Raw genomic sequence first — 22,885 nt, forward strand, 5'->3', positions numbered from 1 at the left:
GATCCGGCCGCAATTCGTCTCCCTACACTCGTCGGATCGCATCGTGGCGCACGTGGCGCCGTGCGGGACGCGCATCGCGCGCGTAAGGGAGACGAGCATGCTGTCGATCGACGGAATGGGACTGGGCGTCAACTGGCAACGCTTCCTGTCCGACACGCTGGACCCGGTCGTCGCGCCGCCTCCCCCGCCGCAAAAGGACGATTCGTCGACCGGCCCGGCCAACCCGACCGTGGCGCCGCCGATTCCCGTGACGGCCACGCCGTTCACCGACCCGTCGAAGCCGACCAACCCGGAAATCGCATCCGCGACGTCGCTGATCCAGAACATGGCCGCGCAATACAGGCCGCCGCCGCCCGACATCACGGTCGAGAACGACAAGACGCGGGCGGTGCAGAAGGCGATCCAGGACGCGCAGACGCAATACGACACCGCGTCGCAATCGCTGCAGGGCGCGCAGAACGTGCTGCACCTCGCCAACCGCGACCCCGAGTCGACGCCCGACGAACGCAATGCCGCCCAGGCCAGCTACGCGAAAGCGCGTGCCGCCGCCGACGATGCGCAGCGCAACCTGAACGTCACGACCGACGCGGGCTACATGATCCTGTACGGCGAACAGGCGACGAACGACATGCCCGCCGGCATGGTGCAGTCGGATACGGGCGAAATCACGAATCCGGGCGACGCGCGCAATCTCGCCGACCAGAAGCTCGCCGCGCTGCAGGCGCTGTTCCCCGACTCCCCGCACGATCCGAACGACAAGAACTGGGCGCCGCAGGCGAGCGACTGCAAGACACCTGTCCAGATCCGCGCGTACGACGACTGGCAGACCGCCGACGCACATGCCGCCGCGGGCGAGGCGAAATACTACGCGGATATCGCGAACTCGAATCTCGCCTATACGCAGTTTCAGTCATACCTCGCCGATCCCGACTACAAGGCGGCCGTCGACGCCGGCGTCGGGAAGCTGAACGACGCGCTCGCGCCGCTGAACCTGGAGGTGTCGCTGCCGGATGCACCGGCGTCCGCGGACGCCGCGCAGCAGGCCGTCACGACCGCCGCGAAGGACGCGAACTACGCCAATGCCGCGCTCTCGGCGGCAAACGACAACGTGACGCTCGTGCAGGCGCAGCAGCAATCGGACGCGGACCACGGCAAGGAAGGCCCGATGGTCGTCGCGCCCGGCGCGATCGAGAAGGACAAGACCGCGCTCGATCGCGCGCAGACCGCCGCAGGCACGAGCAGCAGCTATCTGCAGATGTTGTCCACGCAACAGCAGGCCGACACGCTGCAGGCAAACTTCCGCGGCAAGCATGCGAGGATCGACGACGATCCGAGCGACCCGTACACGCAACTGCAAATGGCGAAGCAGCAGGCAAGCATCGCGCACGATGCGTTCGTCGTCGCGTATGGCGGATCGCTCGCGCAGCAGTACGACGACCAGGCCGCGCAGATCGAGGCGACGGTGAAGGCGACGGCGAAGCCGCCGACCATGTGCCGCGTGCAGCCGAACTGGCTGAATGCGTCGCCGCTGTTTGCGCCGTCGTGGAGCACGGCCGCGAACGGCACGGCGAACCTGGCCGGCGCGGCGCCGCTGTTCGCATCGCCGTTTTCGGCGGCGAACCCGGCAGCGAATCCGCTTGCGGGCGGCACGCCGTCGCTCGACACGTCGCCGTTCGTGACGAACCCGCTCCAGCCCGCGCAAAGCGATGCGACGGCGAGCGACACGGCGAACACCGGCCCGACGCTGGCCGACGCGCAACGCCTGCGCGTCGTCGCGGGCGCGATCCGCGCGGCCGACGATCGCCTGTCCGATTCGGTCAACGAGCGCGCCACGAACGCGGCGCTCGCCCAGGCGCGCGACCTGCAATCGCAGAAGCACGACTCGCTGACGAATATCCAGCAGAAATACGACGACTGGCAGGCGTCGCATCCGGCACCGCCGCGCTTCCGGCAAGTCGCCGACGGCGACATCCTGCCGGCCTTTTCGCCGCCGCTGCCGAACCCGCACCAGAGCGAGCTCGACCAGGCGAAGCAGGACGCGCAGAACGCCGACAACACGGTGCAGCGGCTGCAGTTGATGGGCGAACTGGCGCATCGGCAGGTGCTGATGGACCAGTTCGATGCGGGCCTCGACGAGCGCCTGCGCTACGTGACGGACGATCATTCGGACGCGTACAAGGACTACCAGAAGGCAGCGCGCGACTTCTATTCGGCGCATCGCAGCGACATGTCGAACACGCTGCTCGACGTCGCGGGCGTGAACACCGGCAACGGCGCGAAGATCGATTTCGGCAAGCTGAGCGACACGCAGCAGCGCAACCTGATCGGAGTCGCGCTCGGCATGTCGCCGGACGTCGGCGGCGATCCTTCGTCGACCTCCTCGGTCGCCAACGACACGCAAACGCACTTCACCGACAAGGACAAGCTGTCGGCGATCGACGGCGTGCGCAACACGCTGCTGAAGATCGGTGGCGGCGCCGGCACGCAGATCAGCGTGCGGCCGATCGTGTATGCCGCGAAAGACATCGGCATGCAGACGACCGCGCTCTTCGAGGTCAAGGACACCAAAGGCGTCACGCAGTTCGTGGACGAGACGGGCAGTACGTACCACGACATCAACGACTACATCGACAACAACGAACTGTCGTCGGACGGCACGGTGGACATCGCGACCGGCCACAACGCGGACGGCACGCTGCAGATCGTGTCGCGCGCGGCGCACCATGACAGCGGCTTCGACAGTTTCCTCAACACGTTGACGGGCACCAAGCTCAATCTCGGGATGCTGATCGGCGGGATGGTGCTCGAAGGCATCGGCGGCGTGCTCGACGCGACGGTGCTCGGCCTGCCGCTTGGCGCGACGCTGAACGTCATCGGCACCGGCATGGCGTATACGTCGATCGCCGCGACGATGACGAGTTCGGCGCTCGACCTCGCGAACCGTGCAGACCATGGCCGCAGCTTCAACCCGTTGAGCGACGCGGGAGCGCGCTCGGATTTCATCAACCTGATACCGATGGGCGCGGCGGGGGCCTCGAAGCTCGTCGGCAGCAAGCTGTTCATGCGCGGCGTCACGGGGCTGACGCGCATGCCGAAAGTGGCGTCGTTCCTCCGCGGCGCCACGAAGGTCTTCGCGGTCGGGACCGGCGTGGCCGGTGCGACCGAGTCGTTCTTCGAGGCCGGGGCCGACTACCTCAGCGGCAATGCCGACGCGGGCAACAAGGCGCTCGTCGGCGGCCTCACGAACGTCGCGCTGATCGCCGCGGGCGGGCTCAAGGCGCGCGCGGTCACGGGCGTCGTCAATCGCACCGGCATCGTCGCGCGCACGACGGACGGCAAGGCGGTGACGATCGACGGCCAGACGATCCGGCAACTGCTGAACAACGGCGGCGACGCGTCGCTTGCGGCCGGCCGCAATCGCGCGACCTTCGACGGCGAGCGCGTGACGGTGTCGCACGACGGCACGCTGATGGTCGGCGACAACGTGCTGACCTATGACGGCAAGCCGATCCGCATGCTCGACAACGCGTCGCGCAAGGCGTTGCCGACGGGCGAATCCGTCGTGCTCGGCGCGGACGGAAAACTGTCGCTCGCTTCGGTTTCCGACAAGAACTGGACCAACGGCACGCGCATCGACTCGCTGACCGATACGGGCGAAAGCCTGTCGTTCGGCCCCGGCGGCCGGATGAGCACGACGCCGAAGATCGCGGCGAGAACGCGGCTCGATCTGCTCGACAGCGCGTTGCAGCAGGCGCGCGACGCGTACACCGCCGAGAACGGCGGCGAACAGACGGCACGCAGCCTCGCGCAGACGACGACCCAGGACGACACGGCGAGCGCCGCGACCGACGCGCGCAGCACGCGGCGCACGAGCGAGGAACGCGCACGTATCGACGAGCAGCGCGACGAAAGCGATGCCGATCACGCGACGAATGCAGGCAGCAACCGGCGCAGCGCCGACGCGCACGCAATGCGGTATCGCCCGTTCGACACCGATACGCCGGCCGGCGCCGGCAATCGCGAGACGCCCGGGGCCGCGCGACCGCGCGTCGACGTCCGGGTCGTCGATCTCGCCGACGAGGCGCCCGCCACGCGCCCGGCGACGTCCGACCCGGCCGGCATCGCGGTACCGCGCGGGCCGCGCGCGGAACCGATGAAGATCGGCGACCGCACGGTGTACATCGTGCGCGACGGCACCGAAGCGGACGCCCCCGCTGTCGGCGGCGTCCGCCCGCAGGACCTCGAGGAACCCGTCATCGTCGTCGCGGGCGAACGCGACGGGCTACTCGCGCCCGAACTCGCGAACCGCTGGCAGAAAGCCATTTATGCGGCCGCGCCCGACGCGTTCGGCACCGACGGCCAGCTGCGCCCCGATGCGCGCGTGCTCCGCTTCGATCCGGCGCCGGAAACCGAGACGGCGGCCGGCGCCGTGACCGGCGATGCGCCCCCCGACGAAACGCCGCACGTGAGTTCGCCACGCAACCCAGGCGGCGATACGGTGATCGTGCTCGCCGGCAGGCGCGGCCCGAACGAGCCTGCGGTGCCGCAACCCGGCGCGACGCGTCAACCGGTGAACGCGCTCGACGGCAGGTTCAGCCCGCCGAACCGGGTGCTCGTGCTGATCCGCCCGGAACGCACCGATGCGGCGCAGCGTGCGCCTGCCCGCGACGGGACGGCACCGGACGAATCCCGCGCGGCGCCCGCCGCGCGCGCGGACGGCGCAAAGCCGCGATCCGCAACGACGAGCGACGCCGCGGCGCTGACCGATACCGATCTCGCGGCAGCGCACCCGGAATTGACGGAAGCCGCGCCGCCCGAAGCGGCCGCGCCGGATAAACCCGGCCGCTTCACGCAGGTGCAGTTCCGTTTCGGCGGCGCGCCGCTCCCCGAGGCCGTGCAGGCGCTCGCGATGCAATCGGCGACCCTCGTGACGCAACTGCGCATGCTCCACGACGCCGGCTGGCGCGTGAAGGTCGGCAAGCGAGGCGGCGGCAGCTACATCGATCCGCGCAGGCGCCGCATGACGATCGACGGCGCGCTCAAGGATCCCGGCAGCATCACGTACACGCTCGCCGGCGAGGCGCGACAAGCGGTGGAAGCGATGCACGGTGTGCTGAAGCCCGACTACGGCGATCGCGGCCGCTTCACGCGCAAGGCCCTCGAAGCGGAGGCGCGCGCGCAGATCAACGCGTTCGAGGCGCGCTACGAGATCGCCCTCTCGAGCGGTGTCGACATCGCCGAACACGCGCATCTGCCCGAAGGGATCGCGCGCGAGGGCGTCGACTGGCAGCGCACGTCGGGCGATTACACGGGAACGGTCGGGCGGCTCGCCGACCTGTTCGCCGATGCGCCGGTGTCAGGACGCGACGGGCAGACCTTCAGCGCGTTCTACGACGACGTATGGGCGCACCAGAAGCGCCGCGGCGACATCCCGCGCCGCATGCCCGCGCCGCGCATGCACGCCGCCGGCGACGCGCCGGACGGCAGGCAACATCTCGACGCGCGCACCGCGTGGAGCCACGCGCATGCGGTGCTCGCGTCGCCGTTCGGCGACGGCCGCCCGGCACCCGACCCGGCCGCCCTGCACGCGCGCCGCGACGGGCACATGGCGCGATTGCCGGACCGCAACCTGCTCGTGCTGCACGCGGACACGCTGCCGGACGGCACGCTGCTCGTCGACGGCGAGCCGGTCAATGTGCACGAATACACGCTCGCCCAGGCGCCGTGGAGGCTGGTCAAGGACGCCGACACGATCGTGCTGTCCGCGAAGCACGGCGGCAATGAAACCGCCGCGCGGCTCGCGAACGTGTTGCAGCGCGCCGTCTACGCGCCGCCCGAGCGCGCCGTCGGCGACGACGCGGCCGTGCTCGACACGCGCGTGTTCCACCGCTTCGACCCGGCGCCCGCGGCGCCGCACGCCCTCGGCGAACTCGCGGCCGACGCCGAGGGCGTCCATCTCGCCGGCGACCCGGGCACGCGGATCGACGTCGAGCACAACGTCGGCGCACTGCTTGGCGCGGGCGCGCGCAAGACCGCGTTCACGCTCGGCGACGACGCGGCGCTCGTCACGGTCGATCACGGCCCCACGCCATCGGCGCCGCTGGAGGCGCCCGAATCGCTCGACGCACGGCGCGCGGCCGACGAGCAGCTCGTGAATGCCGAACGTCAGGCGCTTCAGGAACTCGAAGCGCTGGGCGTACGCACCGTGCAGCTGCATGGTCCGTTTCGCTCGCTGGGCGGCATCGTCTCCGCGCTGGTCCATCCGCTCGGCGTGTTCCACAGCGACGCGTTCGCGACAGGCGCCCTGCCGTCCTACATCTCGCGCGCGGGAATCCAGAACATCCTGCGGCTGCACGATGTGCTCCACCAGTCCGACATCGGCTTCGACCTGCAGGGCATCTTCACGCGCTCCGGCGACTTCCTGGTCAGCGATCCCGGACGGATTCGCCGCGACGACTACGGATCGCACCAGATGTCGCTGTCGCGGCTCGCGGAAATCGAGCGCGGCGTCGTACGCTGGCTCCAGTCGAATGAAACCGGCACCACGCTCGCGCAACGTGACGGAGGGCTGCCGTCCGACGCGTTCGTGCAGAAGCCGTCGCCGATCATGCGCGTGCGGATGCGCGTCGGCGGCGTACCGCTGCCCGACGCCGTCACCACGCTCGCGCTGCAGTCGGACACCCTCGCGGCGCAATTGCGCATGCTCGACGCCAACGGCTGGCGCGTGCGCGTCGGCAAGCGCGGCGGCGGCAGCCGGATCGATACGAAGCACAGGCGCGTGACGATCGACGGCGCGCTGGCCGACCCCGAATCGATGACGTACGTGCTCGCGCACGAGACCAAGCATGCGGTCGAGGCGATCGAAGGCACGCTCGGCCTCGACTACAGCGACCGCGGCCGTTTCTCGCGGACGGCCTTCGAGGCCGAGGCACGCGCGCAGATCAACGCATTCGAAGCTCGTTACGAGATCAAGCTGACGAGCGGCATCGACATCGCCGCGACGGTGCGGTTGCCCGATGCGCTGCAGCGCGAAGCCGACGCGTGGCAACCGTCGACCGATCCCGCCGTCGCCGTCGCGCGGCTCGCCGATGCGTTCGCCGATGCGGCTGTGTCGGGCACCGGCGGCAAGACGTACACGGCGTTCTACGGCGACGCGCACGCGCGTGCAAAGGCACGCGGCATGCGCGCGATGCCGGCGCCGGAAACACGCGCCACGCGCGGCGACGCGAACGACGGGCCGCATACGATGCGCGAGATCCAGGCGCAGCGTGCGGCGTGGTCGCAGGCCAACGCCGCGCACGACGCGTCGCCGTTCGGCGCCGGCGGCCCGCCGCCGCTCGATACGCTGTCGTTCCTGCGCGACGGCCGCATCCTGATCGATCCGGTCACGCGTCTCGCGATCGTGCCCGCCGAGACGCTGCCCGACGGCACGCTGCTCGGCCCCGACGGGCAGCCCGTCGATCCGCACACGTTCACGCTGCTCAATCCGCCGCCGTCCGACCCGGGCTATACGACGATCCTGTCGGCGCGGCATGCGAACGAAGGCGCGGCCGCGCAGCTCACGAACCTGTGGCAGCGCGCGATCTACACCGCGCATCCGGACGCGGTCGGCGCGGCGGGCGCGTTGACCGACCTGTCCGGAATGAACCGCTACGTGCCGGCCGCGTATCGCCAGCCGTCGCTCGGCGAGCTGTCGGTCGACCCCGTGCACGGCCATCTCCATATCGGCGGCGATCCCGCCAGGCGCGCCGATCCGGCGGATTTCCTGGGGCCGGTGCTGGGCTCGGGAGCGGACAAGACCGTGTTCGACGGCGGCGCCGGGCAAGCGATCGGCGTGTACCGCGACGACTCGGCCGACGGCGTCGTCGACGCCCATGCGGCGGTCGATCTCGAACAGAGCGGGCTCGCGATGCTGCACGACGTCTACAAGTTGCCGACCAGCACCACCGACGGGCCGTTCACCGTCGGAAACCGCGTCGCGGTCGTGCTGAAGCCGTCCGCGCAGCTCAGCAGCGTCGACGTGGAGCTCGACATCGGCCTGCCGAGCGTGGTGTCGGGCAAGGGTCTGGCCGACCTCGAGCGGATCCGCGGCGTCACGCAGACGCACCATCTGCTGTACGACTTCCAGGTGCTGTTCGGCCGCAACGGCGACGTGATGCTGCACGATCCCGGCCACCTCAGGCCCGGCGCCGACCCGGACGGCAGCGTACTCGGGCGAATCGACGAAGTCGCCGCGAAGATCCACGACGGGATCGCGACCGGCCGTATCCGGCTCGCGCATCCGGCGTTCGTCGAAGCCGGCGCGTATGCGCCGCGGCCCGGCGCGATCGGGCGCGTCGTCACGACCTTCCGCGGCATCGTGCTGAAGCTGCACGCGCACGCGCTGGCCGCGCGTTCGCCGACGCTGCGGGCGCAGATGCGGCTCGCGCGGTGCGACGGGTGGAAGGTGAAGCTCGGCGCCCCCGGCGGCGGCCAATACGTGGACGCGGCGCGGCGCGTGATCGTCCTCGACGGCAACACGCGTCGTGCCGGCACGCTGGTGTTCGCGCTCGCGCACGAGGCGCAGCACAGCGTCGACATCTCGACGGACACCCTCGGCATCGACCGCAGCAGCCCCGAAGCGTATGTGAGGAGCCTGCTGCTCGCGGAAGCGCGTGCGCAACTCAACGCGTGTCGCGTGCGCGACGAAATCCTGGCGGCCGGCGGCCCCGACATCGCCGCGCACGCGCAACTTCCGGAGACGCTCGCACGCGCGGCGGAGCACGCGTTCGCGAGCGGCGACGAGGCAGCGCTCGATGCGCTCGCCGATACGTTCGGCGACATGCGCACGTCGCTGCCCGGCAAGCCGACCTATCGCACGCTGTACGCCGGGCAGGCGCGCGCCGAATTCGCCGGCCGGCCGGCGCCGGTGAAGCTCGCGGCACCGGCGCGCGGCGGCGCGCGGCGCGGCCGTTACGCGATCGACAGCGCGGAAATGACGCGGGCGCGGGCGTGGCTCGACGAACGCGGCATGCGCACGCTCAGACGCGTCGACGGCACGCATGCGCCGTCGCTGCGCGCACTCGTGCGGCAAACCGGCGTCGATACCGAGCTGCTGATTGCGCGCGCCGGCCCGGTGACGCCCGACGCGGCGCCCGAATTCGTCGCGTCCGCGCGCATCGATGCGAACGGCGCGATCAAGCCGCCGAAATTCGTCGGCAACACGCTCACGCAGGACGAACGGGAATTGCTCGGCGCCGCGCTGGACACCGCGCTGGACGCGGCCGATCCCACGCAGGCCGCGGCCGCCCGCCAGGCCTTCGCGTTCCATGCGTCGCCGGTGTCGCTCAACGAACTGCGGGCGCTCGGCGGGGCCGCGAAGATCGAGCCCGTGCGCGACGGCAAGCCGGTGACGTTCACGCAGCCCGGCCGCGTGACCCACCGCTACGTCGCCGCGATCCTCGCGCTGGACAATACGAAGCACTACCGCAGCGCGCACAAGGCGATCGCGGCGGCCGCCGAGTCCGACACGATCTACGCGGTCGACCAGGCAAGCGGCGAGATTCGCGGCCACGCACGCTACGACAGCAGCCACGGCGTCTGGCAATACCAGGAGAACGCTCCACTGGCGCACACCCGTGTCGCACAACGGCCCCTGGCCGGCGCGTACCCGCGACGTGCGCAAGTGCGCGTGCGGCCGCACGGCAAATCGCACGGCGTGCCGCTCACGCGAGCGCGCGCGCGCGGCATGACGTTCGCGGTCAGCAGCATCGCCCCGGCGACGCTCGAACGGATCGGCAACCGCTTCGATCCGGTCAAGCCGCCGAAAGCCGGCAAGCCCGACAAGCTGCCGCGGCCGGGCCTGCGCTATCTCGGCCATCTGGGGCTCACGAGAACGCTGAACGCGCCGCGCCGCGTCGCCTTGCTGACACGCAACCGCGCCGCCGCGGTACTCGGACGCGGGCGCACCGGCGCCGCCCTCCCCGCCGGCGGCACGCGCGCGGCCGATCCGGCTACGCGGCTCTTCGAGAAGAACGTGTTGCCCGCCGGCAAGGACGCGGCACTCGATTTCAGCGGCCACAACGCCGTGCACCTGCTCAGCGTCGCCGAATTCGGCGGCCTCGAGGCGGGCAAGCATCACATCTACGTCTACGACACCGCGGAACCGCTGACCGACCGGCTCGACGCGCCCGAGGGCATGCTGGTGCCCGACGCGAACGGCAAGCTGACGTGGCACGACCCGCTCAACCCGTCCGCGCCGGGCGTGCCGCTCGAGTCGTCGCCGATCGGCGACGGCCCATACGGCGCCAACGTGCATCTGCTGCTGACCGAACTGACGCCCGCCGAACTGGCCGCGCATGCGCGCGGCACACGGCTCGCGGCGCTGACGCGGCGCCTCGCGCACCTCGAAGCGATCGAACGGGACAAGTCGCCCGGCACGTTCGCGTCGCTGCGCACGTGGGCGAGCCAGCAGGCGCGTGACGCGCGCCGCGCGCGAAGTGCACTGAAGAAGCAGATCAAGACCGAGACGGACGCTGCCAAGCGTCTTGGCCAACCCGTGCCCGCCAACCCGAAGCTCAGGATCAGGCCTTACCAGCCGTCGCTCGTCAGCGCGACGCTCGTCGAATGGAAGCGCCTGTATGGCGACGGCAACGTGTCCGGCCTGTTTGCGCACCTCGAACGGATCGACGCGCTCGCGAAGCGGGAACGCGACCCGCGCCTCGCGTCGCTCGAGCTGATCGACACGCCGCCCGATGCGCCGCCGCCGGCGATGATGGCCGACGCAGCCGCGTGGCGCGGCACCGGCATGCCGCTGTACGTGGCGCGCGACTGGTCCGGCGGTGGCGCACGCTATGCGCCGGTGCCGTTCTGGAAGCGCGCGCAGCGTGGCCTGAGCACGGCCGCGGCCACCGATCGCGCGCTGCGGCGCGCGTTCCTCGGGACCAGCGAGGCATTGCAGAACCGCATGGTACCGATGAGCCGCGCGCACCGGCTGTCCGACGATCCGGCGCCGTTCGTCCGGCAGATCGTTCGCAACGGCGGCGTGATGCCGGTCGTGACGATCCCGATCGATCCGCACACGCTCAACGCCACGCGCGGCGCGAAACACGACCCGGAATTCGTCGACGACGTGAAATCGATCGGCAACCAGAAGACCGCGAAGATCGATTACTGGGAAGGCACGATCACCGGCGAGAACGGCGCCGTCATGCATCTCGACGACCTGACCGAGGCGAATCTGCATCGGTGGCTCGACGCGGCATCGCAGGCAGGTTTCCTGCTGCGCCTCGAAATGGCGCCCGCGCGCGCGCTCGTGTCGTCGGAGGACAACCGGCATCTGGCCGGCACCAACGACGGCTATCACCATCACGCACGCCTCGGCGAGCTGCTCGAATCGTGGGCCGACGCGCATCCGGGCTCCCCCGCGCCGCACGTGATGGTGACGTTTCACGGTTGGGATGCCGTGCCGGAGCCGGTGCCGGGCGCGGGCCATCTGGCGCTCGTCAACTCGCTGCTCGACCGGCCGACGCTCAAATGGGTGCATGTCGGCCTGTCGTACGCCACGCACGGCGCCGACTTCATCGCGAATCAGGAACTGACGACCGCGCTGGCCACGATGCTCGTCGACCGCGCGCAGGCGGAAGCCGCCGCGCGGGCCGGCGCGAAACCGGTCGAAAGCACGCTCGAGCGGTTGCACGGCTCGGATGCGCTGACGCGCGTGTTCGAGCGCATCGACCGCGCCACGCTGGCGGACCAGCACCAGATGCTGCTGGCCGAAATCGAGCGGATCGGCCGCGCCAGGGGCCTGCCGCCCGACGCGATCGCGGCCTTGCGGCAGGGGATCTACGAAGGCAACACGACGCGGCTGCTGAATCGCGCGCGTTACGCGACGTCGACGTTCGCGACCCGGGCCTGGGCGGCAAACCGGCAATCCGCACCGAAGGCGGACGCGCCGGGACGCAAGTTCACCGAGACCTGGCTGGCGAGCGTCGGCGCCCGGCTGCGCGCACCCGGCCAGGACACGACGCTGCGGCCCGGCCAGAGCGGCCCGGCACCACTCGCGCCGTGGCGCGAGATCGTCCGACAACCGGCACTGATCGTCGACGACTCGCTGCCCGTCAGCGACAGCCGGCTCGTCAGCGCGCAGGCGGTCGCGCACGTCGCGGCAGACGATCCGCTCGCCGCCTACGCCGAACTGAATGCGCTGCGCCTGCAGCAGGTGGAGCGCTCATGGTCGCTGCTCAACTGGAAGAACGTGCTGTCCGGGATGGTCGGCATCGGTGCCGGCGTCGCCGTCCATCACATCGGCCTCACGCCGACGAACTACAAGCAGGCGGCCAACACGACGTTCGTCGGCGTGCGGACCGGCCGCCTCGTCCAGGCGTTGCATCAGGACACGCTGCGCGCGCTGCAAAGCGGCGATCCGCGGCTCTTCAACCATGTGATCGACCGCTTCATGAGCGGCCTCAACAATCAGTTGTCGGCGCACCGGATGCACGAGGACCAGCGTCGCGCGTCGCTGATCCGGCTGGCGGACGAAGGCCGCGCGAAGATCAACCTGCAGCTCGAACTGCATCGCAGGCAGTCGCTGCCCGCCGACAAGACGGTCGAATACACGAAGCTGATCGCGAACGACATGGTCCAGCAGATGCAGGGGGTGCTGGCCGGCACGTCGATCCAGCAGCTCCATCACGGCAATCCGCGCCGCTTCCTCGGCAAGGTCGGCCGCACGGCGGCGATCGCCGGCTACGCGAGCCTCGGCGAGCTGTCGCTGCATACGCTGCTCCAGGATCCTTCGCTGGTGCCGTTCCTCGGCACCACCGGCGCGCTGCTCGGCCTCACCTACACGGGGCTCGTTCAGGCGAGCGCGTTCACGCACCTGAGCATCGAGCGGCGCAGCCGCGTCGTGCGCTTCATCGACACCGCCTCCGACCTCGCGAGCATCGCGGGCGGCTACATCGGGCCGTTCGTCGGCTCGGCGCCGACGATTCACGCGAACCTGCCGATGGCGATCTCGTCCTTGAGCTCCGCGACGCTGCTCGCGCTCGCACGCACCGACACGCATTTCCCGAACCTGACGAAGCGCGTCACCGGCAAGATGCCGACGATCCTGCTGCTCGCGCCGATCGGCATCTACGTCGGCAACTGGCTCTATACGGCGTTCGGCGGCAGCGGCAGCGGCAAATCGACGCCGCCGACAGGCTCGACGAAACCGCCCAGCCCGCCGGTGGGGCCGCCGTCAGGCACGCACGTGCACGTGGCACCGGCGACGCCGGCAACGCCGACTGCCCCGTCGGGCACATCGAGCACGCCGAGCACGCCAAGCACGTCCAGCGCGCAGCCCTACATCGTCGTCGAAGGCGATTCGCTGTGGGTCATCGCCGACCAGCATCGTCAGTCGCTGCTCGATGCCGCGCACGTGTCGCGCGCCGATCAGCAGACGATGACGCGCGGCGAACAGGATGCGCGCGCGCTGAACGAGATCCTGCAGCTCAATCCGTCGGTCGCGCACGATCCGAATCGCCTGTCGATCGGCACGCCGCTGATCGTGGGCTGAAATCTGCGCCGCGCGTTACGCCGCCCGCTGATGTTCCAGCCACGCCTGGAACATCAGCACCGTCCACAGCTGGTGCTGCCAGTTCATCCGGCCCGCCTGGTGCTGGCGCCACAGCCGCTCGACGGCCGTTGCATCGAAGAAGCCCTCGTCGCGCAGCCGAGAAGGCTGCAGCAGCGCGTCGGCCCAGTCGCGCAATGCGCCGCGCAGCCAGTGATCGACGGGCGCGCAAAAGCCCTGCTTCGGCCGGTCGATCAGCGCCGGCGGCACGTACTGATAAAGCAGCCGGCGCAGCAGCGCCTTCGACTGCCCTTCCGGCAAGCGCACCGACGCGGGCAGCCGCCACGCGAATTCGACGACGTGATGGTCGAGGAACGGCATGCGCGTCTCGAGGCTGACCGCCATCGCCGCGCGGTCGACCTTCGCGAGAATGTCGGTCGGCAGGTACGTGAGCGTGTCGATCGCCATCGCCTGCTCGGCGAAGCTCAGGTTCGCGGGCCATGCGGACACCGTATCGAGCGGCGTCGGCGGCTCCTGGCCGCTGAGCGCGATGCGCTCCGGATGATGCACCGACGACATCAGCAGCCGGTACAGCCCGATGCGGCTCTCGGCCGTCATCACGTGGCCGAGCTTGTGCAGCCGGTCGCCGATGCGGGTCGCCGAGTCGCGCGCTTCCACGCCGCCCCATGCGCCCTGCGCGACCGCCGCGAGCTGGTCCGCGTGATCGGGGCGCAGCGCGTGCAGCGCGGCGGCGATCCGCGCGCGCACCGCCGCCGGCACGCGATGCAGCTTGCGCCACAGGCGCGGCGTCAGGAAATAGCGCGTATAGCCGCCGAACAGCTCGTCGCCGCCGTCGCCGGACAGGCTCACCTTCACGTGCCGGCGCGTCAGCTCGGACACGAGGAAGGTCGGAATCTGGGAGGCGTCGGCGAACGGTTCGTCGTAGATCGTCGGCAGCTTCGGCACGACGCCGAGCGCATGGTCGGCCGTCACGTAAAGCTCGGTGTGGCGCGTGCCGAGATGGCGCGCAACCGCCTTCGCGTAGCCGGCTTCGTCGTAACCGGCCTCGTGAAAGCCGATCGTGAACGTGTCGACCGGATTCGCCGACTGCGCCTGCATCAGCGCGACGATCGCCGACGAATCGATACCGCCCGACAGGAACGCGCCGAGCGGCACGTCGGCTTCCATCTGCCGCGCAACCGCCTGGCGCAGAACCGTGTCGAGCTGCCCGACGGCCTCGTCGGCACTGCCCTCGAACGGCCGCTCGCGACCCGCTTCGATCGCCTGCTCGAGCGTCCAGTACGCACGCACGCGCGGCGTGTCGCGCGCATGCTCGAACTGGATGAAGGTGCCCGGCGGCAGCTTGCTGATGCCGCGATAGATCGTATGCGGCGCCGGCACGCTCGACTGGCGCAGGTACAGGCACAGCGCGTCGCGATCGATCGTGCCGTCGAAGCCGGGATAGCCGCGCAGCGCCTTCAGCTCCGACGCGAACACCAGTGCGTCGCCGATCCGGCCGTAATAGAGCGGCTTCTCGCCGATCCGATCGCGCGCGAGCGTCAGCACCCGCGACGCGCGATTCCACAGCGCGAACGCGAACATGCCGGTCGCGCGCCGCAGCGTCGCCTCGACGCCCCACGCGACGATCGCCGCGATCAGCACCTCGGTGTCGGAGTGGCCGCGCCACGCCGGTGCACGACCCGCGCGCTCGAGCTCCGCGCGCAACTCGCGATGGTTGTAGATTTCGCCGTTGAAGACCATGACGTAGCGGCCGCACGCGGATGCCATCGGCTGCCGGCCGTGGACCGACAGATCGACGATCGCAAGCCGCCGGTGACCGAGCGCGATGCAAGCCTCCGGGTCGACCCAGAGGCCCTGCCCGTCGGGCCCGCGATGCGCGACGCTCGCCGTCATTCGCGCGAGCGTGCCGCGCGCTGTCTCCTCATCGAAGGCGACGCTATTCAGAAAGCCGTCGATTCCGCACATTTGATTTGTCTGCCTCTGTTGACCTGGTCCGTCAGCGGCGGCGCAACCTCGCGGCCCGCCGCCCGGCTGACGGTCGAGCCATATTACGAAGAAATAAATCAGCAATAATTCATGGATGAATGTCGGACAAATCCGGAAAAAAAGCCGCGTCAAGTCCGACGTGCGATCGGCCCGGCAAGCCGGAAACGGGTCCACATCATTCCGCATCGGCGAACGGCGTGCATGCCGGCGTTCCGGGCCCGGCGGGCCGTACCCGTCATGCCGCGCCGGTCGCCCACTTCAGCAACTGCGCGACCTCGCGGAAATGCTGCTGCTGGATCGTGCCCTTTTCGGGCGTGCTCTCGTACAGCGCGTGCGCGAGGCCGGCGTTCGCGAGCGTCGGGCGCAGCGCGTCGCGCGCGAGCCGCACGATCCGCTCGGCCGCCTCGCCCTCGCCGCGCGCGAGCACCCACGGCAGCGTGCCGATCCCGCCGTAATAGAGCGCAACCGCGACGCTCGACGAATAGACGACCACCGACGCGAAGCCGATCCGGTCCGGCAGCGACGAGAACTGCGCTTCGCGCGCGAGCTGCCGGCGCTTTGCCTCGATGTGCGGATCGCCCTCGTCTTCCTTGTGCTCGCGCCGCACTTCCTCGATCGACATCTTCATCTTCTGGTTGAACTCATGGCGCTGGTGAACGATGTCGATCAGCGCCATCACGATGTAGATCAGCGCGGCCCAGCCGAACAGCAGCATCAGCAGCTTCACGATCAGCGCGAGGATCGACATCGGCCGCGTGAAACCCGACTGCACCGACGGGTCGAGCGACTCGACGATCAGCCAGCCGAGCGTCGCGGCGAGCAGCACGGTCTTCAGCAGCATCTTCGCGAGGTTCACGAGGTTGCGCATCGACCACATGTTCTTCAGCCCCTCGGCCGGATTGAGCCGCGACAGCTGCGGCACGAGCCGGCTCCACGCCATCACGCCACCCACCTGCACGAAGCCCGCGAGCAGGCCGGCCAGCAGCCCGGCCGCGACGATCTGCGCGGACAGCAGCGCCCAGTCGCGCGCGGCGCCGTCGATCAGCGTCGCGAGCCGCGCGGACGGATCGGCCGCGCCGGCCGCATCGAACACGAGCCGGAACAGCGCCTGCAGCCGCGCGAACAACGTGCCGAGCCCGACCGCGAGCGCGACGCACACGCCGACGAAGAACGCTGACGAGATCGTCTCCGCGCTCTTCGGCACGTCGCCCTTCTGGCGCGCTTCGCGCAGGCGCTTCGCGGTCGGCTGCTGGTTCTTTTCGGCCATCGTCGCTCCGGTTCCGGCGGGCCGTCACGCGCCGCCGTGCGCGGCGAACAGCGCGCGCAACAGCGCCATCAGTCCGCTGTCGGGGCTCAGCAGCGCATGCAGCGACGCGTACACCACCGGCAGGAACAGCACCATCATCAGCACCGCGAGCGCGCTCTTCACCGGCTGCGCGAACACGAAGATGTTCAGTTGCGGCACCGCGCGCCCGACGAGACCGATGCCGAGCTCGACGAGCACCAGCACGATGATGACGGGCGCGGCGAGCTTCACCATCCATTCGAAGATCGTGTCGGTCTGCCGCACGACGAAGGTCTCCAGCATCGACGAGAAATCGGGGCCGAGCGAGCCGATCGGCCACCACGCGTACGACTGCGCGAACAGTTGCACCAGCGCTTGAAGGCCGCCCGCGGTGACGAACAGCGCGATCGCGACGAAATTGAGGAATCCCGACGTCGGGCCGCCCTCGTGCCCACCCATCGGATCGAAGAACGCGGCGCTGCCGCTGCCGGTCTGGAAATCGATCAGGTAGCCGACGCCCTGGATCGCGAACAGCACCGCGCTGAACGCGCCCGCGAGCAGCATGCCGACCACCGCCTCCTTCGCGACGAGCAGGCACCACATCAGGAACGGCAGCGCGGCGACCTGCGCCGGATCGATCACCGGCGCGACGAACGCGGCGATCACCACCGCGATTCCGTTGCGCACGAGGCCCGTGACGATCTGCTCGTTGAACACCGGCACCACGAACATGACCGGCAGCAGGCGCGGCATCACGTAGAGCAGCGGCCGCAGCGTGCCGGCGATGTCGTTGAAATTCGCGGCGTGGTCTAGCATCGGCGGTCCGCAGCGGCGGGAGGGGTTGCAGCGTCGGCAGCGGTCGAGTCGACGGTGTCGGCCGCGGCCGTCGCATCCGCATCCGCCGGCCGCGACACCATCTCCGCATCGAATACGGCGGCCATCTCCGGCTGCCCCGCCGCATGCTCCGGCGCATCGCCCGCCCACACGCCGGCTGTCGCGAAACGCCGCACCGCATGCGCATCCGCGACCTCGTCTGCGTCGCGCTCGACCCGCGCGGCACGCGCCTGCAATGCCTTCTCGCCGGCCTTGTCGAGCTTGTCCTCGGCGGCCTTCGCCTTGCGCGCGGCGCGCTGCAGGTCCGCGAGCGTCGCCTCTTGATCGCGGTGCACGTGCGCGGCTTCGCTGACCGACGCATTCGCGACGCCGATGTGACGATCGAACGTGCGCGTGTCGGCCGCGGCATTCTGCAGCGCGCGCGCCTCGCGCAGGTCGTCGGCGAGCCGCGTCTGGATCGCAGCCTTCGCGGCGACCTGCCGCGCGAGCTGCGCGTGCGCGGCATCGAGCGCGCGGCGGCTCTGCGCGGCGATGCCCTGCTGGCGCGCGGCCGCCACACGCGCGATCTGGCTGCGCATCTCGCGCACGCGCTTCAGGCGCGCGAGCGTCGCGAGCACGAGACGGTCGTCGGCTTCAGACATGGTCGTTCGCGAGTTTCGTCAGCTTCGCGAGCAGCGCGTCGAAACGCACGTCCTCGTGCGACGCCTGCGTGCAGAACGCACCGATCGCATCGCGCGCGCGCAGCGCGAGATCGCCGAGCCGGTCGCTGCCTTCGCGGTACTCGCCGATCTGCACGAGCAGCTCGATCTCCTGATATTTCGCGATCAGCTCGCGCACGCGCGCGGCCGAGTGCTGATGCGCGCGGCTCGCGACGAGCGGCATCACGCGCGACAGGCTCGCGAGCACGTCGATCGCCGGATAGCGGTTCGCGAGCGCGATCTTGCGCGACAGCACGATGTGGCCATCCAGGATCGAGCGCACTTCCTCGGCGATCGGATCGGATTCCTCATCGCCTTCGACGAGCACCGTGTACAGCGCGGTGATCGATCCGGTCGCGCCCTGCCCCGCGCGTTCGAGCAGGCGCGGCAGCACGGCGAACGTCGACGGCGGGAAGCTGCGCCGCGTCGGCGGCTCGCCGCTCGCGAGGCCGACCTCGCGCTGCGCGCGTGCGAAGCGCGTCAGCGAATCGACCAGCAGCAGCACGCGCTTGCCCGCGTCGCGGAAGTGCTCGGCGATCGCGGTCGCGACCAGCGCGGATTTCACGCGCTCCATCGCGGGACGATCGGACGTCGACACGACGACGATCGAGCGCGCGCGCACCTCGGGCGACAGGCTGTGCTCGATGAACTCGCGCACTTCGCGGCCGCGTTCGCCGACCAGCGCGATCACGTTCACGTCCGCTTGCGCGCCGCGCGCGATCATCCCGAGCAGCGTGCTCTTGCCGACGCCGGACGGTGCGAAGATGCCGACGCGCTGGCCGATGCCAAGCGTCATCAGACCGTCGATCACGCGCACGCCGGTCGGAAACGGCGTGTCGATCATCTTGCGCGCGAGCGGGTTCGGCGGGTCCTGCTGCGTCGATACCCACGCGGCGCCCGTCACAGGCCCGCGATCGTCGAGCGGCCGGCCGAGCCCGTCGAGCACGCGGCCGAACAGCGCTTCGCCGACCGGGAACACGTGCTCGCGCCCGGACGGCACGACGGTCGTCTCCGGCGACAGCCCGGCCACGTCGCCGAGCGGCGTGAGCAGCGTGGTTTGCCGCGAGAAGCCGACCACTTCGGCGAGCAGCGTCGGCTGGTTCGGCGTGCGCAGTTCGCAGATCTCGCCGAGCCGCGCGCGGATGCCGGTCGCGTTGAGGATCTGCCCGACTGCGTGATTGACGCGGCCCTGCACAGACACCGGCGAGAAAAATGCGAGCCCCGCGTCGAGGTCGCCGACGAGGCGGCCGCGATCGAACGGCGCGGCATCGTCGTCGCTGTCGCCGCCGAACGACTGCGGATCGTCGAGCGGCGTGTTCATCGCGTCGTGCCCTTCAGCGCATCGCGGCGGATCGCCTGGCGCAGCGCGTCGATCTGCAGGTCGAGGCTCGCGTCGATGCGCCCGGACGGTGTCTCGACCGTGCACGCGTGGCGTTCGAGCTGGGCGTCCTCGACAATGCGGATCCGTTGCCGATTCGACTGGCCGGCGAATGCGCGGTCAAGCGCGTCGCGCATTTCGTCCTCGCGGCCCGGCGCGACCCGCACGATCAGGAACGCTTCGTCGCGCACGAGCGGCGCGATCCGCGCGAGCGCGGCCTCGTAGAGCTTCTGCGTGCCCATCTCGCCGACGATCGCGCGCACGGCCTTCACGACGATGTCGGCCATCGAATCCTTCATCGACTCCATCGTGCGCGCGGCGGCCAGCGCCTGCGTGTACGCCTGCGCCGCATGCTCGCGCTGCGCGCGGCGCATGCCTTCGTCGTAGCCCGCCGCCTGGCGCTTGTCGAATTCGCGCTGCGCATCGGCGACGATACGCGCGGCCTCGTCGCGCGCGGTCGCGATCACCGCGGACGCGTCGAGCAGCGCCGCGTACTCGCGCTCCTTGAGCACCTTGCGCTCCGACAGCAGTTGCAGGTTGTCGCTCGTGATCAGAAAAGCCAGTCCCATGACGCAAGCCTCTCGGGAATCAGAAACAGGAACAGCAATTCGCCGAACTGGTCGCGCTGCGCGCGGTTCAGCCAGTACGGCGCTTCGTCGTCGATCGCGCGGTTGAATTTCAGGCGCGCGCGCCGTGCGACCGCGTCGCCGGCCACGCCGATGAAATCCGCGAGCAGCCGCCCGCCGCGCGCGCGGATCACCACCGGCAACGCGGCCGGATCGGCACGCCACGGTTCGAGCGTGTCCGTGAGCGCGCCGAATTCCGGCGCGCGCTCGAGCGCGAGTTCCAGCGCGTCGCCGCCGAGCTTCGCCGCGATTTCCGCGCGAATGCGGCGCACGGTCAGCGCATCGCGCAGCCAGCCGCGATGCAGCAGCAGCCCCGCATACGACGCAAGCTGCTCGAGCGCCGCGCCGGGCAGCAGCGCGAGCCGCGCACACGGATTGGCGACGTCGAAGTCGTGATGCGCGGCCACGTCGTTCGCGTCGAGCAGATGGCGCGCAAGCAGCTTGCGGCCGGCCAGGCCGAACGCGTCGGGCGAGCGATAGCGCGCGGGCCACTCGGCCGGCACGCGCGTCACGTGCAGATAGCGATCGGGCCGCAGGTTGAATTCGCAGACGAGCGCGTGAAACGCTGCGAGCCGCGCGGGTGGCGGCGGCGCGAGCGGGTGCAGCCACGGCAGCGGCGCGGCATCGGGCTTGGCACCCGGCGGCAGCGCGGCGTGTTCGCTCATGCGCCGTCGCGCGCGCCGTCCGGCGTGCGCAGGCCGCCGCCCGACGACGCGGACGCACCGCCGGCCCCGTTCGCACCGCGCGGCGTGCCGACCAGCCCGGCCAGCCGGGCGCCGAACATCCCGCGCCGCGCGGCCGACAGCGCGATCACCGCGCAGGTCAGCAGGATCAGCGCGAACACCAGCCAGCCGAGCGGCGAGCGCAGCCGCAGGACGTCCGACACCGCGCTGCCGATGCCGTCCACGCGCGTCGCGCGCGCGGCGGCCGGCTGCAGGAACAGCGACACGTTGTCGTACTGCAGCCCTTCGATGCTGTGCGCGACGAGATCCTTGACCATCGGCGCCATCGCGCGCAGATCCACGCCGGGCCGGTAGCGGATGTACACGGCCGCCGACGACGGCTTGATCTTGTCCGCGAGCGGATCGTTCTCCGGAATCACGACCTGCACGCGCGCAACCACCACGCCCTCGATGTCCTGGAGCGTGCGCGACAGGTCCTGCGACACGCCGTACAGGTAGCGCACGCGCTCCTCGGCCGGCGTCGACACGAGCCCCTGCTTCTGGAACAGCTCGCCGAGGCTCGCATAGCTCGGCTTCGGCAGCCCGTTCGCCTGCAGCACGGTGAGCGCCGACTGCATGTCGCCGTCCGCGACGCTCACCTGCCATGCGTTGCGATCCGACGTGTCGCGCGCGTCGTTGTCCTTCGACGCGCTGATGCCCGCATCACCGAGCACGGCGACCATCTGGTTCGCGTCGCGCTCCGACAGGCCGGAGTACAGCTCCTTCTGGCAGCCGGCCAGCAGCGCGAGCAGTCCCGCGAGCAGCGCTCGCGCTGCCCGGCTGCGCCACGCATGCATGCGCGGCGTCGAATCGATCGTCGTCATCGTTTGTCCGCTTCAGGGCGCGCGGCCGCTTCAGGCACACGCACCGGCCTTCGTCACTCCTGCGTCTTCAGCACCGTGTGCGTGAAGCCGTTCGCCGCCTGCGCGACCGACAGGCTCAACTGGTATTCGGAAATCGTGGTGGTCGCCGTCCACTGGAAATCCATCGCCTTCACCATCGTCATCAGCGGATCGCTGCGGTTGTCCGCCATCGACGTCAGCATCTCGGTGCGATGCTTGTCGATGTTCGCGTACCGCGTGTCGAGATCGTTGCCGTACGTGCGCAACCGCTCGACCAGCGACGAATGGTTCGCCTGCGCGGGTGTCGCGGGCGTCATCTGCACCGCCGGCGCCGCATCGGCCGGCGCGCGCGACATCGCGACGCCCGACGCCGACGGCGATGCCGCGGCTGCACCCGGCTGCATCAACGCATCGAACTGGCGCACCTGCGCCGGATCGGACGTCGTGCCCGCCTGCTGCACGGCGCCCGCGAGCGCGGCCGCGCCCGGCGGCGCCGCGCCTACGCCTGTTACCGACATGATCGTGTCCTCCTTGACCGGCAGAGCCGGAAACGAGCCGGCCGGCACGCGCACACGCCCCGCCGGGCGCCCGTCATGGGCGGCCCGGGCATGTGGCGTCGCACGGCGCGGCCGGCGACCGGCTTCATGCGCGGCCGGCGGAACTCAGGTGTTGCGCAACCTGGGCGTTCGCCGTCCCTTCCTGCGCGGTTACTGCGTTGCTGGTTTCGAACGTCGCGGTCGACTGCTGAACCTGGAAGTTGATCTTCGTCAGTTCGAGCTGCGTCTTGGTCAGGTCGTCCGCCTGCTGCTGAACCTGGGTCGTATCGTTCGGACCACCCGCGCTACCTGCTGCTGAGGCACCCATATTTCGCTCCTTTTGCGTGAAGAACGTCATCCACTTTCCGGCGGCGACCCCATGCCCCGCCGGCGACGTGACGCGCCGCGTGCATGCGGCGTGTC

11 protein-coding genes are annotated in these 22,885 nt (G+C 70.3%); 1 reads left to right on the forward strand and 10 read right to left on the reverse strand.

The genetic code is table 11. The features are described 5' to 3' along the window. Positions 1-97 precede the first annotated feature (97 nt). A complete protein-coding gene (locus WS87_RS25365; protein WP_059819412.1) occupies positions 98-13,537 on the forward strand; it encodes an LWXIA domain-containing protein in 13,440 nt (4,479 codons plus the stop codon). 15 nt (positions 13,538-13,552) lie between these two features. On the opposite strand, the gene asnB is transcribed toward WS87_RS25365, so the two are convergent. The 10 genes from asnB to WS87_RS25415 all read right to left on the reverse strand — a co-directional run bounded on the left by asnB (position 13,553) and on the right by WS87_RS25415 (position 22,790). Continuing rightward, positions 13,553-15,520, reverse strand: a complete 1,968-nt coding sequence (gene asnB, locus WS87_RS25370) for an asparagine synthase (glutamine-hydrolyzing) (protein WP_059819413.1) — start codon at positions 15,518-15,520, stop codon at positions 13,553-13,555. Positions 15,521-15,776: 256 nt separating this feature from the next. Continuing rightward, positions 15,777-16,808 carry an EscU/YscU/HrcU family type III secretion system export apparatus switch protein gene (locus WS87_RS25375; protein ID WP_059819414.1) on the reverse strand — a complete coding sequence of 344 codons (1,032 nt, stop codon included), beginning with the start codon at positions 16,806-16,808 and terminating at the stop codon, positions 15,777-15,779. 24 nt (positions 16,809-16,832) lie between these two features. Next, a complete protein-coding gene (gene sctT, locus WS87_RS25380; RefSeq protein WP_059819415.1) occupies positions 16,833-17,642 on the reverse strand; it encodes a type III secretion system export apparatus subunit SctT in 810 nt (269 codons plus the stop codon). Continuing rightward, positions 17,636-18,301: a hypothetical protein gene (locus WS87_RS25385; protein ID WP_059819416.1), complete on the reverse strand. Its 666-nt coding sequence runs from the start codon at positions 18,299-18,301 to the stop codon at positions 17,636-17,638. The genes sctT and WS87_RS25385 overlap by 7 nt, the downstream gene beginning before the upstream one ends. Further along, entirely contained in the window at positions 18,294-19,679 is a 1,386-nt protein-coding gene (sctN, locus tag WS87_RS25390) for a type III secretion system ATPase SctN (protein ID WP_059526754.1), read from the reverse strand. The genes WS87_RS25385 and sctN overlap by 8 nt, the downstream gene beginning before the upstream one ends. Beyond that, on the reverse strand, positions 19,676-20,305 hold the full coding sequence (sctL, locus tag WS87_RS25395; protein ID WP_059600083.1) for a type III secretion system stator protein SctL: 630 nt from the start codon (positions 20,303-20,305) through the stop codon (positions 19,676-19,678). The genes sctN and sctL overlap by 4 nt, the downstream gene beginning before the upstream one ends. Then, the gene (locus WS87_RS25400; RefSeq protein WP_059819417.1) at positions 20,287-21,027 is read right to left on the reverse strand and encodes a SctK family type III secretion system sorting platform protein; all 741 of its coding nucleotides are present in this window, start codon (positions 21,025-21,027) and stop codon (positions 20,287-20,289) included. Before WS87_RS25400 ends, sctL begins: the two co-directional genes overlap by 19 nt. After that, the gene (gene sctJ, locus WS87_RS25405) at positions 21,024-21,908 is read right to left on the reverse strand and encodes a type III secretion system inner membrane ring lipoprotein SctJ (protein WP_059699085.1); all 885 of its coding nucleotides are present in this window, start codon (positions 21,906-21,908) and stop codon (positions 21,024-21,026) included. The genes WS87_RS25400 and sctJ overlap by 4 nt, the downstream gene beginning before the upstream one ends. A gap of 53 nt (positions 21,909-21,961) precedes the next feature. Next, positions 21,962-22,444 carry a hypothetical protein gene (locus WS87_RS25410; RefSeq protein WP_059819693.1) on the reverse strand — a complete coding sequence of 161 codons (483 nt, stop codon included), beginning with the start codon at positions 22,442-22,444 and terminating at the stop codon, positions 21,962-21,964. Positions 22,445-22,568: 124 nt separating this feature from the next. Further along, a complete protein-coding gene (locus WS87_RS25415; RefSeq protein ID WP_059527208.1) occupies positions 22,569-22,790 on the reverse strand; it encodes a hypothetical protein in 222 nt (73 codons plus the stop codon). Between the last annotated feature and the right edge of the window lie 95 nt (positions 22,791-22,885).

It is taken from the genome of Burkholderia sp. MSMB0856 (assembly GCF_001524645.2).
GTDB lineage: Bacteria > Pseudomonadota > Gammaproteobacteria > Burkholderiales > Burkholderiaceae > Burkholderia > Burkholderia diffusa.

Excerpts from the sequence above, each read along its gene's own strand:
- sctL (WP_059600083.1), bottom strand. The coding sequence starts at position 20,305 with ATGGGACTGGCTTTTCTGATCACGAGCGACAACCTGCAACTGCTGTCG.
- WS87_RS25365 (WP_059819412.1), top strand. The coding sequence starts at position 98 with ATGCTGTCGATCGACGGAATGGGACTGGGCGTCAACTGGCAACGCTTC.
- sctT (WP_059819415.1), bottom strand. The coding sequence starts at position 17,642 with ATGCTAGACCACGCCGCGAATTTCAACGACATCGCCGGCACGCTGCGG.
- sctN (WP_059526754.1), bottom strand. The coding sequence starts at position 19,679 with ATGAACACGCCGCTCGACGATCCGCAGTCGTTCGGCGGCGACAGCGAC.
- WS87_RS25400 (WP_059819417.1), bottom strand. The coding sequence starts at position 21,027 with ATGAGCGAACACGCCGCGCTGCCGCCGGGTGCCAAGCCCGATGCCGCG.
- sctJ (WP_059699085.1), bottom strand. The coding sequence starts at position 21,908 with ATGACGACGATCGATTCGACGCCGCGCATGCATGCGTGGCGCAGCCGG.
- WS87_RS25375 (WP_059819414.1), bottom strand. The coding sequence starts at position 16,808 with ATGGCCGAAAAGAACCAGCAGCCGACCGCGAAGCGCCTGCGCGAAGCG.
- WS87_RS25415 (WP_059527208.1), bottom strand. The coding sequence starts at position 22,790 with ATGGGTGCCTCAGCAGCAGGTAGCGCGGGTGGTCCGAACGATACGACC.
- asnB (WP_059819413.1), bottom strand. The coding sequence starts at position 15,520 with ATGTGCGGAATCGACGGCTTTCTGAATAGCGTCGCCTTCGATGAGGAG.
- WS87_RS25410 (WP_059819693.1), bottom strand. The coding sequence starts at position 22,444 with ATGTCGGTAACAGGCGTAGGCGCGGCGCCGCCGGGCGCGGCCGCGCTC.
- WS87_RS25385 (WP_059819416.1), bottom strand. The coding sequence starts at position 18,301 with ATGTCTGAAGCCGACGACCGTCTCGTGCTCGCGACGCTCGCGCGCCTG.